This window comes from Streptomyces sp. TSRI0281, assembly GCF_001905125.1.
Lineage (GTDB): Bacteria > Actinomycetota > Actinomycetes > Streptomycetales > Streptomycetaceae > Streptomyces.
The window spans coordinates 51,288-68,979 of the sequence record NZ_LWLE01000017.1 but is presented as its reverse complement, the minus strand read 5'-3'; the positions used below and the strand labels follow the sequence as shown (position 1 = coordinate 68,979).

The window sequence follows — 17,692 nt, the reverse complement described above, 5'->3', positions numbered from 1 at the left end:
TGAGCGGGCCCCTGGCACCCGTATGAGCGCGGCAGGTACCTCGATTCCCGGAGGCGGTTCTTCACCTCCGGGAACCAGGGCGCCTGCCGCGCGCGCGTCGGGGCGGCGCCCCGGGCCGCCTCAGCTCCCGCTCGGTTCCGCCCCGCTCGGTTCCGCCCCGCTTTCCGCCGGGGCGGTGTCAGGGCCGGCCGGGCCGGTGACCTTGCGGTCGCCCGCCCGCAGTACCCCGGCCCCCAGCACCAGACCGAACGCCAGCACCGTCACCAGACCGAACGACACGACCAGCGAGGTGGCCTCGGCCAGCGAGCCGATCGCCGACGGGGCGATCAGCCCCGAGGTGTACGTGATGGTGGCCACGCCCGCGATGGCCTGGCTCGGGTTCGGTCCGCTGCGCCCGGCCGCGGCGAAGGCGAGCGGGACCACGACGGCCACACCGAGGCCCAGCAGTCCGAAGCCGCACAGCGCCACCGCCGGGCCGGGTGACAGCACGACCAGCAGACCGCCGACGGTCGCCAGCGCGCCCCCGACGCGTACGGTACGGACCGCCCCGAACCGGTCGACGATCCGGTCCCCGGCGATCCGGGCCACCGCCATCGTCAGCGCGAACGCCGTGGTGGACGCGGCGGCCAGACCTGCGGAACTGCCCATGACGTCCCGGAGGTAGACCGCCGACCAGTCCATGCTGGCACCTTCGGCGAACACCGCGCAGAACCCGATCGCGCCGATGATCAGGGCGGACCCGGGCGGCAGGGTGAAGCGCGGCGGCGGGTCCTCGCCCGGCTCGCTGCGCAGGTCGAGCACCCTCTGACAGGCGATCAGCCCCAGTACTGTGAGGACGGCGGCGGCCATCATGTGATGCAGTCGCGCGTCGGTGCCGAGATGGGCGGCGACCGTTCCGGCCGCCGAACCGGTCAGCGCACCCACGCTCCACATCCCGTGCAGGCCGGACATGATCGACTTGTTGAGCCGGTTCTCCACCTCGACGCCCAGTGCGTTCATCGCCACGTCGGACATCCCGGCCGTCGCCCCGTACACGAAGAGCGCCGTGCAGAGCGTCAGCAGGCTCGGCGCCATCGCGGGCAGCACCAGGGCGAGCGTCCACAGCATCAGCAGCCAGCGCAGCGCGGTTCTGGTGCCGAAACGGTGACTGATCCGCCCGGCCAGCGGCATGGCGAGCGAGGCGCCGATCGCGGGGAAGGCCAGTGCGAGACCGAGCTGACCGGCGCTGACCCCGGCGTGGTCCTGGATCCAGGGCACCCGGGTCGCGAAGCTGCCGGTCACCGCCCCGTGCGCCGTGAAGACGGTGGCGATGGCGATCCTGGCCCGCCCGACCTGTTCCGTGCCGACGCCCGTCACTGTGGAATCCGTTGTCATACCGCTGTGCCCTCCCCTGGAAATACTGGCCCACCGGCTCTGCTCCGGCGCCTCTGCCCACGATCCGGGGCGTAAACTATCAGGAACCCTGCCTGATAAATAGCCCGCATCAACACCCCGGCGAACAGCCCGCGAACGGTCAGGCGAGCAACCGGCGAGCGGCCCGCAGTGGCCCGCGTCGGCCGCGCGCACCGGTCGTCCCGCGGTCCCCACCGGCCGCCCATGGAATGAGTGCGACGTGATCTGGAAGGATCCCGGCATGCCCGCTTCACCGAGCACCGCTCGGGCCATCAACGACCGGCTCGCCCTGCGACTGCTCCAGCAGGACGGCCCGCTGACGGCCACGCAGCTGAAGACGTTGACCGGCCTCTCCCGCCCCACGGTCGCCGACCTGGTCGAGCGATTGCGGGACGCCGGGCTGATCCAGGTCGTCGGCGAGAGCGGAGCCCAGCGCCGGGGCCCCAACGCCCGGCTGTACGGGATCGTCGCCGACCGCGCCCATCTCGCCGCCCTCGACGTGCGCACCGGCAGCGTCGCCGTGGTCGTCGCCGACCTGCTGGGAGCCACACTCGCCGAGGCGACCATGCCCATCGGCAGCGACACCGGCACGGAACCGGCGGTCGAGCAGGCCGTCGCCCTCCTCGAACGCACCGCACGCGAGGCCGGGACCGCCCCCCTGCACAGCGTCGGCATCGGCGCCCCCGGGCTGATCGACCCGGTCACCGGCGAACTGCGCGACACCAGCGGCCTGCCCGCCTGGCACCGCGGCCTGGTCCGGGTGCTTCAGCGGCGGCTGCCCGCGACCGTCCTGGTGGAGAACGAGACGAATCTGGCGGCCGTCGCCGAGCACCGGGTCGGCGCCGCGCGCGACCGCGACACCTTCGTCCTGCTCTGGCTCGGCCACGGCATCGGCGCCGCCGTGATGCTGGACGGGAAGCTGCGCCGGGGGGCCTCGGGCGGTGCGGGTGAGATCGGGTTCCTGCCCGTGCCCGGCACTGCGGGGATTCCCTCGGACGTCAGCTGCGACGGGGGCTTCCACTCCCTGGTGGGCTCGGCGGCCATCTGCGAACTGGCCGCCGACCACGGCATCAAGGTGCCCCCGTACGCGCGGGGAGGAGACGCGGAACCGGACGCCGCTGCCGCCGTCCGGGCGGCGCTCGGACAGGGGGCGGAGGGCGACCCGTTCCTGAACGCCCTCGCCGACCGTCTGGCGCTCGGCGCCGCCGCCGTGGCCTCGGTGCTCGACCCGGGCTGCGTCGTGCTGTCGGGCGAGGTCGGCCACGCGGGCGGTGCCGGGCTCGCCGACCGGGTCGAGGAACGGCTGGCCAGGATGTCGCCGCTGCGCACCGAGGTCCGCGCCGGATCACTCGGCGGCGCCGCCGTGCTGCGCGGCGCGCTGCTCACGGCGCGCGAGGCGGCCCAGGACGCGCTGTTCGCCCCCGGCGGCTGAGATGCCCTTCGCCGAGCGGCTGGGGATGCCCGTCCCCGGACCGGGGATTGCCCGTCCCCGGACCGCTCACACCGGGCGGCCGTATCTCCTCGCGAGGAACTCCTCGAACGTCCTGGTCCCCACAGCCCGTTCGGGGGTCAGGTGATCGCCGCGCCGGTATCCGGCGTACGCCTTGCCCGCCAGCCGCACGGGCACCACGCGCCGCTTGCGTCCGGTCACCCTGAGGTGGACGCGGGCGAGGTCGGCCAGCTCCCGGACCTCGGGACCGCCCATCTCCGGCACCCGTCCCGCCGGGGCACCGAGCGTCAGCGTGGCCAGCCGCTCCGCGACCTCGCCGCTGTCGACGGGCTGGACCGACACCCCCGCGGGCACCGGCAGCACGGGCAGTCTGGCCGCCGCGGAGAGGATGCTCAGGACCAGGTCGTGGAATTGCGTGGCCCGCAGGATCGTCCAGCCGAGCCCCGATTCCTCGATCATCCGTTCGACCCGATGCTTGACGGTGTAGTAACCGAGCGGGATCCGGTCCACACCGACGATCGAGATATGGACCAGATGGGGCACGCCCGCCCGCCGCGCGGCCCCGATGAGATGTCCGGCCGCCCTGTCGTCCCCGCCCCGCGGCGACGTGGCGCAGTGCACGATCGCGTCCACCCCGTCGAGTGCGGCGTCCAGCCCTCTGCCGTCGCGCAGATCGACGGCGTACGAAGGGGAGCGGCGGCTCAGTACCCGTACGTCCTGTCCGGCGTCGCGCAGTCGCGCGGTGACCTGCCGGCCGAGTGTTCCGGTACCGCCGGTCACCAGAATCGTCGTCATGGACGCCAGCCTGCCAGAGCGGCGGGACGCGGGGCGGCGAGCGGACGATCCGTGGGGGCGCCCCTTCTCCGAGGTTGCTCTGTGAGTCAGCACACAGCCATCACCTGCATGGCCGACGGTCGTCCGTGGCAGACTGATTGCGTACCAATAGCAGCGCACTCCGGGGTCGGTGTAATTCCGAACCGGCGGTTATAGTCCGCGACCCGTCCGCAGCCAGCGGCCGGTTGACCAGGTGTGATTCCTGGACCGACGGTGAAAGTCCGGATGGGAGGCAGTGCGCGGCGGGTCGTCACAGGTACGCCGCCCCAGGCGGACGCGTGTTCCGGATCACCGGACAGCCGTGTCCGTGTCCTCGGGGTTCGGCGTTCCCGGTGCCGTACCGCTTCATCTGTCGTCATCGACAGGCCCCGGAGTCCGTGCCCGAAGAGGCAGGAGGACCCGGTGGCCACCGCAGCCGATATCACCGCCATGCGCCGAGCGATCGCGCTCGCAGCCCGCGGACTCGGCTCCACCAGCCCCAATCCGGTCGTCGGATGCGTGATCACCGACGCCGCCGGAGAGCAGGCCGGAGAAGGCTTCCACCAGCGCGCCGGAGGGCCGCACGCCGAGATACACGCGCTGCGCGCGGCCGGTGAGCGGGCCCGGGGCGGTACCGCCTGCGTCACCCTCGAACCCTGTAACCACACCGGACGCACCGGCCCCTGCGCCCAGGCGCTCCTGCACGCCGGGATCAGCCGTGTCGTGTACGCGGTCGGCGACCCGAATCCGCAGGCCACCGGCGGCGCGGACACCCTGCGCCGGGCCGGGATCCAGGTCGAGCAGGGGCTCCTCGCCGACGAGGCCGAGGCGGGCAACGCCGCCTGGCTGACCTCGGTGCGCCTCGGCCGCCCGTACGTCCTCTGGAAGTACGCGGCGACGCTCGACGGCCGGGTCGCGGCCGCCGACGCCACCAGCCGCTGGATCACCTCGCCCGAGGCCCGCGCCGACGTCCACCGGCTGCGCGCCGAGGCCGACGCCGTCGTGGTCGGCTCCGGCACCGCCCGTGTCGACGACCCCCAGCTGGCAGTACGCGGCATCGAGGGCGCCACCCAGCCGCTGCGGGTGGTCGTCGACACCGACGCGACGGCCGTCGCGCCCGGCGCCCGCGTCCTCGACGCCACCGCGCCCACCCTGATCGCGGTCGCCGACGACGCACCCGCCGCCCATCTCCCCGAAGCGGCCGTCCTGCGGCTGCCGCGGGCCGCCTCCGGCCGGGGCCTGGACCTGCCGGCCCTGCTCGCCGCCCTCCACGGGCGGGGCGTCCGCTCCGTACTCCTCGAAGGCGGGCCGACCCTGGCCGGTGCCTTCGTCGCCGCGGGAGCGGTCGACAAGGTCGTCGGCTATCTCGCCCCCGTTCTGCTCGGCGCGGGCCCCGCCGCCCTCGCCGACGCCGGAATCCCCACACTTGCGCGGGCGTTGCGCCTCGATGTGACCGAGACCGTCACTCTCGGCCCCGATCTGCGCATCACCGCCGTCCCCGTCACTGCTCGGAAGGGAAACTGAGTGTTCACCGGAATTGTCGAAGAACTGGGTGAGGTCACTGCCGTCGAGAAGCTCGACGACGCCTCCCGTTTCCGACTGCGCGGCCCCGTCGTCACCGAAGGCGCCAAACACGGCGACTCCATCGCCGTCAACGGGGTCTGCCTCACCGTCGTGGACCTCGGCGAGGACGAGTTCACCGCGGACGTGATGGCGGAGACACTCGACCGCTCCAGCCTCGGTGCCCTCACGACCGGCTCCCGGGTCAACCTGGAGCGCCCCATGGCCCTCGGCGGCCGGCTCGGCGGACACATCGTCCAGGGCCACGTCGACGGCACCGGTCGCATCGTGGAGCGCAGGATCTCCGAGAACTGGGAGATCGTGAAGGTCTCCCTGCCCGCGGAGCTGGCCCGTTACGTGGTGGAGAAGGGCTCCATCACCGTCGACGGCGTAAGCCTGACCGTCGTGGACGCCGGGCCCGACCACTTCACCATCAGCCTCATCCCCACCACTCTCGCCCTGACCACGCTCGGCATCAAGCAGCCCGGCGACCCGGTCAACCTCGAAGTGGACGTGATCGCGAAGTACGTCGAGCGGCTGCTCGGTGCCGATGCGATCCAGGGCGCTGCCCCCGGCGCTGCCCGGGGTGTGGTGCCGGAGCCCGGGGAGCCGGTGACATGAGCGCGCTGACCTGGCTGAACTCGGAGGCGTTCACCGTCCTGGGACAGCACATCATCTGGTCCGACATGCTCGGCAACACGATCGGTCTGGCGGCGCTCACCCTCGGCTGGCTCCGTTCCCTCTGGACCTGGCCCGCCCAGCTCCTCTCCGGCGTCGTCCTGGTCGCGGCCAATGTCTCCGTGCACCAGGCGGGCAGTGTCGGCAAACAGCTGGTCGTCATCGCCGTCGCCGTCTGGGGCTGGCAGCAGTGGACCCGCGGCAGGCGGCAGGCCCAGGACGGCAGCATCGCCGTACGGTTCGCCACCTGGCGCGAGCGCGGCTTTCTGGTCGGCGGCGCGGCGCTCGGCACCCTGGCCGTCGGCGGTCTCTTCACCGCGTTCCCGTCCCTGTCCTGGAGCCCCTGGGCGGACGCCTACATCTTCGCGGGCACGCTCGTCGCGATGCTCGCCCAGGCGCGCGGCATGGTCGAGTTCTGGTTCGCCTGGCTCCTCGTCGACCTGGTCGGCGTCCCGCTCAATTTCCACAGCGGGCTCGCCTTCTCCGGTCTCATCTACGTCGTCTACGGCGCCCTCGTCCTGTGGGGCATGCGCGACTGGTGGCTGCGCACGCGGTCACCCGCTCTGGAAGGAGCCACGGCATGACTGCCCAGCCCACCTGGTTGCACCGGAACCACGACCCCCTCGTCGAGAACCTCTCCCTCGACCCCGTCGAGCAGGCCATCCGCGACATCGCGGCCGGCCGGCCCGTCGTCGTCGTGGACGACGAGGACCGCGAGAACGAGGGCGACCTCGTCATCGCCGCCGAGAAGGCGACCCCCGAGCTCGTCGCGTTCATGATGAGCGAATGCCGCGGGCTGATCTGCGCGCCCATGGAGAGCGACGAGCTGGAACGGCTCGAACTGCCGCAGATGGTCGAGCACAACACCGAGTCGATGAAGACCGCCTTCACCGTCTCCGTCGACGCCGGTGCCGTCCACGGCGTGACCACCGGCATCTCCGCCGCCGACCGCGCCACCACGCTGCGGCTGCTGGCGGGCGGCGTGGCCGGACCCGGCGACCTCGTCCGCCCCGGCCATGTCTTCCCGCTGCGCGCCCGCTCCGGCGGAGTCCTCGTACGCAACGGCCACACCGAGGCCGCCGTCGACCTGGCCCGGCTCGCCGGACTGCGGCCCGCCGGGGCGATCGTGGAGATCGCGGGCGAGGACGGAGTGATGCTGCGCCTGCCCGAACTGGTCCCCTTCGCCCGCAAGCACGGCCTGACGATCATCTCCATCGAGGACCTGATCGCCTACCGCCGCAGCGCCGAACCGACCGTCCGCCGCGAGGCCGAGGTCCGGCTGCCGACCGCGTTCGGCGAGTTCACCGCGTACGGCTACCGCTCCACCGTCGACGGAGTGGAGCATGTGGCGCTCGTCCACGGGGACATCGGGGACGGCGAGGACGTCCTCGTACGGATCCACTCGGAGTGCCTGACCGGCGACATCTTCCAGTCCCAGCGCTGCGACTGCGGCCCCCAGCTGCACGCCGCCATGGAGCGCGTCACCGCGCAGGGCCGCGGCATCGTCGTCTATCTGCGCGGCCACGAGGGCCGCGGCATCGGACTGCTCTCCAAGCTGCGCGCGTACGAACTCCAGGAGCGCGGGGTCGACACCCTCGACGCCAATCTGGAGCTCGGTCTGCCCGCCGACGCCCGCGACTACGCGGCGGGTGCCCAGATCCTCGCGGACCTCGGAGTCGGCAGCCTCCGCCTGATGACCAACAACCCCGACAAGACCGCCGCGGTGCTGCGGTACGGGCTCGCCGTCACCGGCCGGGAACCCATGCCGGTCCAGGCCGGGGAGCACAATCTGCGATACCTGCGCACCAAGCGCGACCGCATGGGCCACGACCTGCCCTGGCTCGACGGCGCCACCGCGTCGACGTGCAGCAACCAGTGACCTGCCCCGTATCCCTGATCCATCCCACCCACCACCCCGTAACCCCACGGAACGAGCAGTAGGAGAGACATGAGCGGCAAGGGCGCACCCGAACTGTCCGTACGCAACTGCGGTGACCTGCGGGTGGCCGTGATCGCCGCCCAGTGGCACGAGCAGATCATGGACGGACTCGTCGACGGCGCCCTGCGCGCTCTGCACGAGCTGGGCATCGACGAGCCGACCCTGCTCCGGGTCCCCGGCAGCTTCGAGCTTCCCGTCGTCGCCAAGGTCCTCGCGGGCCGCGGCTACGACGCGATCGTCGCCCTCGGCGTGATCATCCGCGGCGGAACCCCGCACTTCGAGTACGTCTCCCACGGGGTCACCGCGGGCCTCACCCAGGTCACCGTCGACACCGGGGTACCGGTCGGATTCGGCGTCCTGACCTGTGACACCGAGGAGCAGGCGCTGGACCGGGCCGGTCTCGAAGGGTCCAACGAGGACAAGGGCCACGAAGCGGTCACCGCGGCCGTCGCCACCGCCACCACACTGCGCACCGTCAGCGAACCCTGGCGCTGAGTGCGGGCCGGCGACCCCGTATTCTAAGGACCATCATGGCGAACAAAACCTTCGAAGAGCTCTTCGCCGAGCTGCAGCTCAAGGCCGCCAACGGCGACCCCTCCACCTCCCGCACCGCCGAACTGGTGGACAAGGGAGTGCATGCCATCGGCAAGAAGGTCGTCGAGGAGGCGGCCGAGGTGTGGATGGCCGCCGAGTACGAGGGCAAGGAAGCCGCCGCCGAGGAGATCTCGCAGCTGCTGTACCACGTCCAGGTGATGATGGTCGCCCGCGGCATCTCCCTCGACGATGTCTACGCCCATCTCTAGGCCGACCGCGCTCCCCGCACATCCGCACGTCCGCAATCCCACCCCTTCGCACCAAAGGACCTGACCCCATGCTGCGCATCGCCGTCCCCAACAAGGGTTCACTCTCCGGGCCTGCGATGGCGATGCTCCATGAGGCCGGATACCAGCAGCGCAAGGAGTCCAAGGAACTCGTTCTCGTCGACCCGGAGAACGAGGTCGAGTTCTTCTACCTGCGGCCCCGCGACATCGCGATCTACGTCAGCTCCGGCCGCCTCGACATCGGCGTCACCGGCCGCGACCTGCTGCTGGACTCCGGCGCCGACGCCGAGGAGATCCTCCAGCTCGGCTTCGCCCGCTCGACCTTCCGCTACGCCACCAAGCCCGGCACGGCCCACGGCCCGCAGGACTTCGACGGCATGACGATCGCCACCTCCTACGAAGGCATCGTCGCCAAGCACCTGGCCGACGTCGGCGTCAACGCCTCCGTCGTCCACCTCGACGGCGCGGTCGAGACCGCCATCGAGCTGGGGGTCGCCCAGATCATCGCCGATGTGGTGGAGACCGGTACCAGCCTGCGCAACGCCGGACTCGAAGTGATCGGCGAGCCGATCATGAAGTCGGAGGCCGTCGTCATCCGGCGCACCGGCGCCCCCGACGACGACCCGAAGGTGCAGCAGTTCCTCCGCCGCCTCCAGGGCGTCCTGGTCGCCCGCTCCTACGTGATGATGGACTACGACTGCCGCGTCGAGCACCTGGAGCGCGCCGTGGCCCTCACCCCGGGCCTGGAGTCGCCGACCATCTCCCCGCTGCACCACGAGGGCTGGGTCGCCGTCCGCTCCATGGTCGCCGCCAAGGAGGCGCAGCGGATCATGGACGATCTGTACGAGCTCGGTGCCCGCGCCATCCTCACCACGGCCATCCACGCCTGCCGTCTCTGACGGCCGGGGCGACCGAGAACACCGACAGACAAGAAGAGCGCCTGATGTCCGCCCCCCGGCCCGAACTGCCCGCCCTCCCGGTCACCTTCAGGCCCACCCTCACCCGGGTGGTCCTGCTGGCCGTGGGTCTGGCGATGTTCCTCGTCATCACCGTCATCGCCCTGACCCTGGAGAAGCTGAACCCGGGGGAGCGGACCAGCTTCATCTTCGTGGCCGCCCTCTTCTTCGGCGTCCTGGCCCTGCTCAGCAGGCCCAAGGTCGTCGCCGACGACACCGGGGTCACCGTCGTCAACCTCACCCGCACCCGCAGGCTGGCCTGGGAGGAGATCCTCCGGGTCAACCTGCGGGTCGGCGACCCCTGGGTCTTCCTCGACCTCAGCGACGGCACCAGCCTGCCCGCGCTCGGCATCCAGCCCGGAATCGCCAAGCAGCAGGCCATCCGGGACGCCCGTACGCTGCGCGTCCTCGCCGAATCCCGCGGCACCGGAGCGGACGCCGCCACGGACAACGGCTGAGCCCCCTGCCCCGTACGGCCTCTTCTTGATTACTCTGGAGGGCGGCGGCGCCCGGTGCGCCCCGCCCCGCCCCAGAGGCCCCCGGGCCGGCGGGTTTTTTCCTGCGACCCAAGGAGTGACTCCCTCCAGCAATGGACGGATCGTCCGGTAGTATCTGCGCCGCCCCTTCCCCGGAGGCGGCGGCATGACCACCCCACTGCTGCTTCTCAGTGCGGCATTCCTTCTCATCCTCGCCAACGGATTCTTCGTGGCAGCCGAATTCGGGCTCGTCACCGTGGAGCGGCCGGACGCCGAACGCGCGGCCGCCGAGGGCGACCGGCGGGCCCGTACCGTCGTCGAAGCCCTGCGCGAACTCTCCTTCCAGCTCTCCGGCACCCAGCTCGGCATCACCATCACCTCGCTGGTCGTCGGCATGCTCGCCGAACCGGCGCTCGCCCAGCTGCTCGCCGGCCCCCTGACCGCCACCGGACTGCCCGAAGGGGCCGTACCCGGTGTCAGCGTGGTCATCGGGATGCTGCTCGCCTCCGCCGTCCAGATGGTGATCGGCGAGCTCGTCCCGAAGAACTGGGCGATCTCCCGGCCGCTCCAGGTCGCCCGCTTCGTCGCCGGACCCCAGCACCGTTTCGCGACCGTGCTGCGCCCCGTGATCACCGCACTGAACACCCTCGCCAACCGGCTGGTGCGCCTGCTGGGCGTGGAGCCCACCGACGAGCTGGCCTCCGCCCGCACCCCGGGCGAGCTGGTCTCGCTGGCCAGGCACTCGGCCGAGGCCGGCACCCTGGAACAGGACACCGCCGATCTCTTCGTACGGACCCTGTCGCTGGCCGGACTCACCGCCCAGCACGTCATGACCCCCCGGGTGAAGGTGAGCGCCCTGCAGTCGTCCGCGACCGCGGCGGACGTCCTCAACCTCACCCGCGCCACCGGCCTCTCCCGCTTCCCGGTCTACCGGGACCGCATCGACGAGGTCGTCGGCATGATCCACCTCAAGGACGCCCTCGCCGTCCCCGCCCAGGAGCGGCTGCGCACCCCGGCCGGCCGGATCGCCGTACCACCGCTTCTGGTGCCGGAGAGCCTGCCCGTCGAACAGCTCCTCCGGCGGCTGCGCAAGGAGCAGCCGATCGCCGTCGTCGTCGACGAGTACGGCGGCACCGCCGGAGTCGTCACCCTTGAGGACATCATCGAGGAACTCGTCGGCGAGGTCCGCGACGAGCACGACGCGGAAGGCGCCGACCGGCCTGAGCTGGCCACCGCCGTCGGTGAGGACGGCCGTACCGTCTGGGACGCCGAAGGCAGCTGCCGGGTCCTCACTCTGTGCCGGATAGGCCTCGACGTACCGGACGGGCCGTACGAGACCGTGGCCGGACTGGTCGCCGATCTGCTGGGCCGCATCCCCGCCCCCGGGGACCGCGCGGAACTCCCCGGCTGGCGGATCTCCGTCCGCCAGGTCGGCCACTACCGTGCCGAACAGGTCCGTTTCACCCGCACGGCGGACCTGCCGGAGAACGTCACGGCCGCGGACCCCTCCGCGCGAGTGCTGCTGGAGGCCGTGCGATGAGCCTGGTCCAGTTGCTGTTCGCCGGGCTCCTGGTGCTGGCGAACGGCTTCTTCGTCGGCGCCGAGTTCGCTCTCGTCTCCGTACGCCGCAGCCAGGTCGAACCGCTCGCCGCGAGCGGATCGAGCCGGGCCCGCCAGGTCCTGTACGGACTGGAGAATCTGCCGCAGATGATGGCCGCCGCCCAGTTCGGCATCACCATCTGCTCACTCACCCTGGGTGCCGTCGCCGAGCCGACCGTGGCCCACCTCCTCGAACCGGTCTTCCACGCGGCGCATGTTCCCGAGGGGCTCATCCACCCGCTCGGCTATGCGCTGGCTCTCGTCTTCGTGGTCGTCCTCCACCTCGTCATCGGCGAGATGGTCCCGAAGAATCTCGCGATGGCCGCCCCCGAGAGGACCGCTCTGTGGCTCAGCCCGGGACTGGTCGGTTTCGCCCGGCTCTGCCGCCCGGTCACCACGGGCCTGGGCGCCTGCGCCCGGATCGTGCTGAGGCTCTTCCGGGTCGAGCCCAAGGACGAGGTCGAGGCCGTGTTCACCAGCGAGCAGCTCAACCGGCTCGTGGAGGACTCCGGACAGGCCGGACTGCTGGAGCCGGAGGCCCAGGAGCGCCTGGAGGACGCGCTCGAACTGGGCAGCCGGCCGGTCACCGACGTACTCCTGGAGCGGGCGTCGCTGGTGACGGTGGACCCCTCCGTCACCCCGCGCAGGATCGAGGAGCTGACCGTACGGACCGGCTACTCGCGCTTCCCCGTCTGCGCTGAGGGCGGCGGCCCCTTCATGGGCTACCTGCACGTCAAGGACGTCCTGGACCTGGAGGACGGCGAACGCGCCGTCCCGCAGCAGATCTGGCGCCCGATGGCGACGGTACGCGCGGAACTCCCCCTCGACGACGCCCTCACCGTGATGCGCCGCGCCGCGACGCATCTGGCCCAGGTGGCCGACGCGTCGGGACGGGTGCTGGGCCTGGTCGCCATGGAGGACGTCCTGGAAATGCTGGTGGGAGAGGTCCGCGACCCGGCCCACCGTGTCTCGGTACCCCGCCGCACGGTGGACGTACCGACGGCCCCTCAGGAACAGAAGGCCCTGGCGGGCCGGGCCTGACGGACCGGGGGTCCGGTGCCGCCCGGCGCGGCCGGCACCGGACCCCTCGGCCGCCGCGCCCCGTCACCGCGCGCCCTCACGCCGTCCCCGGCTCCTGGGGCCCGCGGTTCACCGGCCCCCGCCCGGACAGCACCTCCCCGTACGCCTGCATCAGATCCGGCAGCCGCAGCGTCGCCAGATCGTCGCGCGTCGGCACGGCCGCGTACCCGGACAGCCGCAGATCCCGGTAGGCGCAGCTCTTCTCGTACAGCGTCCGCAGGAACCGCCCGTTGCCCAGTTCGTCGATCCAGCCCTGGTCGACGACATGCCCGCTGATGCTGCGCAGCTCGTCCAAGGACTCCTCGTCCCACACATCACCGTTCTCGGCGGCCAGCACCCCACCGATCGCGGTGAGTTCCAGGGGGCGGTAGCTCGGGAAGTCCACCCGGCTGGTGAAGCGGGAGGAGAGCCCGGGATTGGTGGCGAGCAGCCGGTCCATGCCCTCCGGGTAGCCCGCGAGGATGACGACGAGATGGTCCCGGTTGTCCTCGGCCCGCTTGAGGAGGACCTGAAGCGCCTCGTCGCCGTACGCATCGCCCTTGCTGTAGCCCGAGTTGGACAGGCTGTAGGCCTCGTCGACGAAGAGCACCCCGCCGAGCGCCGAGTCGATGAGCTCATTGGCCTTGACCGCCGTCTGGCCGAGGAACTCCCCAACCAGATCGGCCCGTTGCGCCTCCACCAGGTGGTCGCCGCCGAGCAGTCCGAGGGCGTAGAAGACCCGGCCCAGAATGCGGGCGACGGTCGTCTTGCCGGTGCCGGAGGGGCCGGAGAAGACGAAGTGGCGCTTCGGCGGCTGGACGGGCAGTCCCTGCTCGGCCCGCAGCCGGGCCATGTTCAACTGCGCGGACAGGGCCTTGACCTGGCGCTTGACCGGTTCGAGGCCGACCATCCGCTCCAGCTCCGCCAGCGCTTCGGCGAGCAGGGCGGGATCGCTGGGCCCGGCGGGGAAGGTGGGCCGCTTCGGCGCCGCCCTGTGGCGTACGCCCTCGACCGGCGGAGGCACGGCCGGGCCCGGATCGGGGACCGGGACCGGCCACGGTTCCCGGCTCTCCACGAGATCTGTGCCGAGCGGCGATTCGCTCTCCGGCTGGGTCTCCGCACCCGTACCGTCCACGCCGTATCCGGTCAGCGACACGGCGGCCATATCGGCGGAGTCGTCGTACCCGTCGCCCTCGGAGATCGCGGCGAGCCGGGCCGAGGTGTCCATGAAGGCCGGGTCGACGCGGTGCACCGCACGGTAGAGGGGCAGGGCCGCCGCGCTGCGTCCCGTCCCCTCGTGGGCCCTGGCCAGCCAGTAGCGCAGCTCCTTGCGCTGCGGCTGCTCGCTGCGGCAGCGCATCAGGGCGGCCGAGAGCAGCGGTTCGGCCTGCCCGTACATCTCCAGGCGCACCCGCGCCATGCCGCCGAAGAGCCCCGCCTCGATGCCGAGCATCGGATCGTCGACGAGCTGTTCGGTGTAGCGGACGAGCTGGTCCCAGTCCTTGACCAGGTAGGAACGGCAGGCGTGCAGGAACCGCACCTGGGAGTCGGTGTCCACCGGCGGCAGCCCGGCCAGCGCCCGGTCCAGTTCCGGGACATGGCGGCCGTCCAGCCAGTGCGAGGCGTGCGCGAGCAGCAGGTCGCGCGGGCTCTCCAGCACCGGTTGTACCCACCAGCCCAGCCAGTACCACGAGTTGAGCGTACGGCGGTGGCGGGAGCGCTGCTCGCCGAAGCGTTCACGGTGGCGGTACATGCGCAGCAGCGCCGTGGTGGTGTCGACGCGCAGCGCGTGGAGGCCGAGCCAGCCGTCCGCCATGCCGGGATCGAACCGCACCGCGGCTCTGAACTCCTCCTCGGCCTGCGGATACGCGCCCATGGTGTAGGCGTCCACGCCGCGCAGCCAGGCGAGGTCGGCGGGGGCCTGTGCGCCCTGCGTGCCGATGTCCATCAGGTCCCCCACAAACCGTGCCCCCAGGATGTCCCGCCCGCTCAGCATGCCCACCGGAGCGCGCCGAATCACTGTGCTGAGGAGGGGAATTGACCGCACCGAAGTGCATCGTACCTGCACAGAGGGTGAGCGGCTAAGGGGCCTTCGGCGCACCGGGGAACGTGACCGAGGGTGAGCGTATCGCCCTGCGTGGTCGCGAAGGAAACGGTGCGGGAGCAGAACGAAGCCCCCGATCACGGGGGAACAATCGGGGGCTTCGCGTCCTTAGGGGCTCTGAAAAGCCTCACAATGAGAACGTAAGACCTGTACGGCCCCTCGGTCAAGCCGAGTTGGAGGACTTCCGGGGCGAATCCCGGCCGCTCGGCAGGGGTGGCTCCGCTACTCACCCTGGGTGAGGGAACGAGTCATTCCTGCTGCCGCACGAGGTCCCTCCAGCCACTCGTATCCCTCAGGCAACTGGCGTACCAGGACATCGGCGAACGGGCGGGAGGGATCGGCGGCGAAATGCCGCTCCTCGGCTGCGGTCCAGCCGTCCCAGAACTCCGAGAGCCCCGGCCCGTCGCGACGGCGCCCGCGCTCCCAGGACAGGCCCCGGTCCCACTCCATCCAGCACAGCGCGGCCAGCCGGGGACGCAGTATCCGGCGGCCGGAACCGACGCCCTCGACCAGCACCACGGGTGCGGGCTCCAGCGTCCTGGGCGGACCGAAGCGCCGGGCCGTCCAGTCGTACGGGGTATAGCGGGCGCACTCCCCGCGTGAGAGCGGCAGGAGCACCTGCTCGCGCAGCCGGTCCGTCCAGTCGAAGAGCTGATCGTGGGTGGCGAGATCGTCCAGGTGCAGTACGGGCGCGTCACCGAGGGCCGCCGCGAGCCGGGCCGCGAAGGTGCTCTTGCCCGAGCCCGCGTGCCCGTCGATCGCGACCAGCCGCACCGGCCCGCAGGAAGGGTGCAGGGTGCGCAGGGCAGCCGCACGGCCGGCCAGGTCGTTCATGCGTCCAGCGTACGGGCCGGTCTTCGAGCGGCCCGGGGCAACCGCAGGTCACGCCAGTGGATCAGACCAATATTGATGGTGCGGCACAGGACGAATCACTGGCAGAACCCGGCCGGGACCCGCGATAGTTGGCGCACCGATCGGTACCCGCAGCCCCACCACCGCTCACGACCGGGGGTCTCGCCCATGACCAGACCGACTTCACGCAGAACCGTACTGACCGCCGCACTCGCGGCAGCGGCGGCGGCCGGCCCGGTGGTGTCCGCCGGTCCCGCGGCGGCGGCGGCTCCCTCCTCCGGCTCCTCCCGCCGGACCCCGGCGCCCTGGGCGGCGGCCTGCGACGTGGACAACCGTTTCTGGAGTACGTACACCGACTGGCGCTGCGGTTCCGGCGACGGAACCCGTGCCACGGCGGGCCGCAGGCCGGGCCTGGTGATCGCCACCCCCGCCGGGACCACCGACTACACCGACCCGCACACCGGGAAGTCCGCCACCTGGGAGTACGCGACCTGGACCTCGCCGGTCCACCGCTCCACGGTGCCGGCGACCGAAGTGATCGCCTCCTGGAACGCCGACACCCCGGCGGGTACCTGGATCCGGATCGAGCTGAGCGGCGAATACTCGGACGGGACCGCGACGCCGTGGTTCGTGATGGGGCGCTGGGCGGCGGGCGACGGCGACATCCGGCGTACCTCTGTGGACGACCAGAGCGACGGCAGGAGTTCCGTCTGGACCGACACCTTCGCCGTGGACGACCCGGCGAGCGGGCTGCGGCTGGCCTCGTACCGGCTGCGGGTGACCCTGTACCGCGCCCCCGGCAGCGGGCTCACCCCGACGGTCCGGCGGCTCGGCGCGATGGCCTCGGACGTCCCCGACCGTTTCACGGTCCCGGCCAGCACCCCCGGGCTCACCCGGGAACTGCGGGTGCCGCGCTACTCGCAGAACGTCCATGTGGGGGAGTACCCCGAGTACGACAACGGCGGCGAGGCCTGGTGCAGCCCCACCTCCTCGCAGATGATCATCGAGTACTGGGGGCGCAGGCCCACGGCGGAGGACCTCGCCTGGGTGAAACCGGGCCTCGCCGACCCGCAGATCTGCCACGCGGCCCGGTACACCTTCGACTATCAGTACGAGGGGTGCGGCAACTGGCCCTTCAACGCCGCCTACGCGGCCACGTACCACGACATGAGCGCCGTCGTCACCCGGCTCGGCTCCCTCACCGACGTGGAGAAACTGGTCCGGGTCGGCATCCCCGTGATCACGTCCCAGTCCTTCCTCAAGGAGGAGCTGACCGGGGCGGGCTACGGGACCTCCGGCCATCTGATGACGGTCATCGGCTTCACCGCCCAGGGCGACATCATCGCCAACGACCCCGCGTCACCCGACAACCCGGCCGTGCGCCGGGTCTACCGGCGGCGCGAATGGGAGAACATCTGGCTCCGCACCAAGCGCTACGACGCGAACGGCAAGGTCAGGAGCGGTACGGGCGGGGTCTGCTACGTCTACTGGCCGGCGCGGCCGACGGCGGCGCAGACCTGGGTGCTGCGCGGGCTGGGCATCGGCTGAGGGCACTCGACGATGACGGGGGCGCGTGGTCGGGGTGTGGCGTCGGGCACAGCGGGTCCGTGCCCGACGGGCCTCGGCGCCCCGTATCCCGTGCGGCAGCGGCCTGCCCCGCCCCCGCCCTCCCTCCCGTCGTGCTCCGCAGTGACGGGGATCTCCTTCTCCCGGGACCGCTTCTGCGGCACTGTGGTCGGGTCACCGGGGGGACGTCCACAACCGCACGAACGAGTGGGATGCCATGACCGAGACAGCCGCCGCCGAGAACGCGAACCATGCCCGCCGCGCCCGTACCGGGGGCCCCGGGGACCGGTCCAAGCTGCTGGAGAACATTCTGGGCTGGACGCTCGTGGTCGTGCTCGCCATGTTCGTCACCCAGGCCGGACTGATGTGATCCGCGCACGTGTGTTCGCGCACGTGTGATCCGCGCACGCGGGAGGGGCGGGGAGCC

At 71.7% G+C, this 17,692-nt stretch carries 17 protein-coding genes and 1 riboswitch; of the genes, 13 read left to right on the top strand and 4 right to left on the bottom strand.

Annotation, left to right across the window (positions count from 1 at the left end; all coding sequences use genetic code 11):
• Positions 1-120: 120 nt before the first annotated feature.
• Positions 121-1,374 carry an MFS transporter gene (locus tag A6A29_RS23315; RefSeq protein ID WP_073722540.1) on the bottom strand — a complete coding sequence of 418 codons (1,254 nt, stop codon included), beginning with the start codon at positions 1,372-1,374 and terminating at the stop codon, positions 121-123.
• A gap of 259 nt (positions 1,375-1,633) precedes the next feature.
• On the opposite strand from A6A29_RS23315, the gene A6A29_RS23310 reads away from it, so the two are divergent.
• Positions 1,634-2,824 (top strand): ROK family transcriptional regulator, encoded by a 1,191-nt coding sequence (locus A6A29_RS23310; protein WP_073722561.1) that lies wholly within the window; start codon positions 1,634-1,636, stop codon positions 2,822-2,824.
• A gap of 66 nt (positions 2,825-2,890) precedes the next feature.
• Here the strand turns inward: A6A29_RS23310 and A6A29_RS23305 are convergent, their stop codons facing one another.
• Positions 2,891-3,637: an SDR family oxidoreductase gene (locus A6A29_RS23305; RefSeq protein WP_073722539.1), complete on the bottom strand. Its 747-nt coding sequence runs from the start codon at positions 3,635-3,637 to the stop codon at positions 2,891-2,893.
• Between the two features lie 151 nt (positions 3,638-3,788).
• Positions 3,789-3,919, top strand: a riboswitch (FMN riboswitch).
• Positions 3,920-4,078: 159 nt separating this feature from the next.
• On the opposite strand from A6A29_RS23305, the gene ribD reads away from it, so the two are divergent.
• From ribD to A6A29_RS23255, 10 genes are all read left to right on the top strand, one after another.
• Entirely contained in the window at positions 4,079-5,179 is a 1,101-nt protein-coding gene (ribD, locus tag A6A29_RS23300) for a bifunctional diaminohydroxyphosphoribosylaminopyrimidine deaminase/5-amino-6-(5-phosphoribosylamino)uracil reductase RibD (RefSeq protein WP_073722538.1), read from the top strand.
• Entirely contained in the window at positions 5,180-5,836 is a 657-nt protein-coding gene (locus tag A6A29_RS23295; protein ID WP_073722537.1) for a riboflavin synthase, read from the top strand.
• The gene (locus tag A6A29_RS23290; RefSeq protein ID WP_073722536.1) at positions 5,833-6,477 is read left to right on the top strand and encodes a nicotinamide mononucleotide transporter family protein; all 645 of its coding nucleotides are present in this window, start codon (positions 5,833-5,835) and stop codon (positions 6,475-6,477) included. Before A6A29_RS23295 ends, A6A29_RS23290 begins: the two co-directional genes overlap by 4 nt.
• A complete protein-coding gene (locus A6A29_RS23285; protein WP_073722535.1) occupies positions 6,474-7,772 on the top strand; it encodes a bifunctional 3,4-dihydroxy-2-butanone-4-phosphate synthase/GTP cyclohydrolase II in 1,299 nt (432 codons plus the stop codon). The genes A6A29_RS23290 and A6A29_RS23285 overlap by 4 nt, the downstream gene beginning before the upstream one ends.
• Before the next feature lie 69 nt (positions 7,773-7,841).
• Positions 7,842-8,327: a 6,7-dimethyl-8-ribityllumazine synthase gene (ribH, locus tag A6A29_RS23280; RefSeq protein WP_073722534.1), complete on the top strand. Its 486-nt coding sequence runs from the start codon at positions 7,842-7,844 to the stop codon at positions 8,325-8,327.
• Between the two features lie 35 nt (positions 8,328-8,362).
• Positions 8,363-8,635, top strand: coding sequence for a phosphoribosyl-ATP diphosphatase (locus tag A6A29_RS23275; protein ID WP_056787177.1), 273 nt, complete (start codon positions 8,363-8,365; stop codon positions 8,633-8,635).
• Between the two features lie 68 nt (positions 8,636-8,703).
• Positions 8,704-9,552, top strand: a complete 849-nt coding sequence (hisG, locus tag A6A29_RS23270) for an ATP phosphoribosyltransferase (protein WP_073722533.1) — start codon at positions 8,704-8,706, stop codon at positions 9,550-9,552.
• Between the two features lie 44 nt (positions 9,553-9,596).
• Positions 9,597-10,067 (top strand): PH domain-containing protein, encoded by a 471-nt coding sequence (locus A6A29_RS23265; RefSeq protein WP_073722532.1) that lies wholly within the window; start codon positions 9,597-9,599, stop codon positions 10,065-10,067.
• 184 nt (positions 10,068-10,251) lie between these two features.
• Positions 10,252-11,625 carry a hemolysin family protein gene (locus A6A29_RS23260; protein ID WP_073722531.1) on the top strand — a complete coding sequence of 458 codons (1,374 nt, stop codon included), beginning with the start codon at positions 10,252-10,254 and terminating at the stop codon, positions 11,623-11,625.
• The gene (locus A6A29_RS23255; RefSeq protein WP_073722530.1) at positions 11,622-12,725 is read left to right on the top strand and encodes a hemolysin family protein; all 1,104 of its coding nucleotides are present in this window, start codon (positions 11,622-11,624) and stop codon (positions 12,723-12,725) included. The genes A6A29_RS23260 and A6A29_RS23255 overlap by 4 nt, the downstream gene beginning before the upstream one ends.
• A 76-nt stretch (positions 12,726-12,801) precedes the next feature.
• On the opposite strand, the gene A6A29_RS23250 is transcribed toward A6A29_RS23255, so the two are convergent.
• Together A6A29_RS23250 and A6A29_RS23245 are read right to left on the bottom strand one after the other, a co-directional pair.
• Positions 12,802-14,691, bottom strand: coding sequence for an AAA family ATPase (locus A6A29_RS23250; RefSeq protein WP_241838618.1), 1,890 nt, complete (start codon positions 14,689-14,691; stop codon positions 12,802-12,804).
• 378 nt (positions 14,692-15,069) lie between these two features.
• The gene (locus A6A29_RS23245) at positions 15,070-15,681 is read right to left on the bottom strand and encodes a uridine kinase family protein (RefSeq protein WP_073722529.1); all 612 of its coding nucleotides are present in this window, start codon (positions 15,679-15,681) and stop codon (positions 15,070-15,072) included.
• A 186-nt stretch (positions 15,682-15,867) separates the two neighbouring features.
• Here A6A29_RS23245 and A6A29_RS23240 point away from each other — a divergent pair, with 186 nt between their 5' ends.
• Both A6A29_RS23240 and A6A29_RS44205 read left to right on the top strand, forming a co-directional pair.
• Positions 15,868-17,247: a peptidase C39 family protein gene (locus A6A29_RS23240; protein WP_073722528.1), complete on the top strand. Its 1,380-nt coding sequence runs from the start codon at positions 15,868-15,870 to the stop codon at positions 17,245-17,247.
• A 235-nt stretch (positions 17,248-17,482) separates the two neighbouring features.
• Positions 17,483-17,635: an SCO1431 family membrane protein gene (locus A6A29_RS44205; protein ID WP_107468295.1), complete on the top strand. Its 153-nt coding sequence runs from the start codon at positions 17,483-17,485 to the stop codon at positions 17,633-17,635.
• Positions 17,636-17,692: the final 57 nt, after the last annotated feature.

Excerpts from the sequence above, each read along its gene's own strand:
- A6A29_RS23315 (WP_073722540.1), bottom strand. The coding sequence starts at position 1,374 with ATGACAACGGATTCCACAGTGACGGGCGTCGGCACGGAACAGGTCGGG.
- A6A29_RS23310 (WP_073722561.1), top strand. The coding sequence starts at position 1,634 with ATGCCCGCTTCACCGAGCACCGCTCGGGCCATCAACGACCGGCTCGCC.
- A6A29_RS23305 (WP_073722539.1), bottom strand. The coding sequence starts at position 3,637 with ATGACGACGATTCTGGTGACCGGCGGTACCGGAACACTCGGCCGGCAG.
- A6A29_RS23290 (WP_073722536.1), top strand. The coding sequence starts at position 5,833 with ATGAGCGCGCTGACCTGGCTGAACTCGGAGGCGTTCACCGTCCTGGGA.
- A6A29_RS23285 (WP_073722535.1), top strand. The coding sequence starts at position 6,474 with ATGACTGCCCAGCCCACCTGGTTGCACCGGAACCACGACCCCCTCGTC.
- ribH (WP_073722534.1), top strand. The coding sequence starts at position 7,842 with ATGAGCGGCAAGGGCGCACCCGAACTGTCCGTACGCAACTGCGGTGAC.
- A6A29_RS23275 (WP_056787177.1), top strand. The coding sequence starts at position 8,363 with ATGGCGAACAAAACCTTCGAAGAGCTCTTCGCCGAGCTGCAGCTCAAG.
- hisG (WP_073722533.1), top strand. The coding sequence starts at position 8,704 with ATGCTGCGCATCGCCGTCCCCAACAAGGGTTCACTCTCCGGGCCTGCG.
- A6A29_RS23265 (WP_073722532.1), top strand. The coding sequence starts at position 9,597 with ATGTCCGCCCCCCGGCCCGAACTGCCCGCCCTCCCGGTCACCTTCAGG.
- A6A29_RS23260 (WP_073722531.1), top strand. The coding sequence starts at position 10,252 with ATGACCACCCCACTGCTGCTTCTCAGTGCGGCATTCCTTCTCATCCTC.
- A6A29_RS23255 (WP_073722530.1), top strand. The coding sequence starts at position 11,622 with ATGAGCCTGGTCCAGTTGCTGTTCGCCGGGCTCCTGGTGCTGGCGAAC.
- A6A29_RS23250 (WP_241838618.1), bottom strand. The coding sequence starts at position 14,691 with ATGGACATCGGCACGCAGGGCGCACAGGCCCCCGCCGACCTCGCCTGG.
- A6A29_RS23245 (WP_073722529.1), bottom strand. The coding sequence starts at position 15,681 with ATGAACGACCTGGCCGGCCGTGCGGCTGCCCTGCGCACCCTGCACCCT.
- A6A29_RS23240 (WP_073722528.1), top strand. The coding sequence starts at position 15,868 with ATGACCAGACCGACTTCACGCAGAACCGTACTGACCGCCGCACTCGCG.
- A6A29_RS44205 (WP_107468295.1), top strand. The coding sequence starts at position 17,483 with ATGACCGAGACAGCCGCCGCCGAGAACGCGAACCATGCCCGCCGCGCC.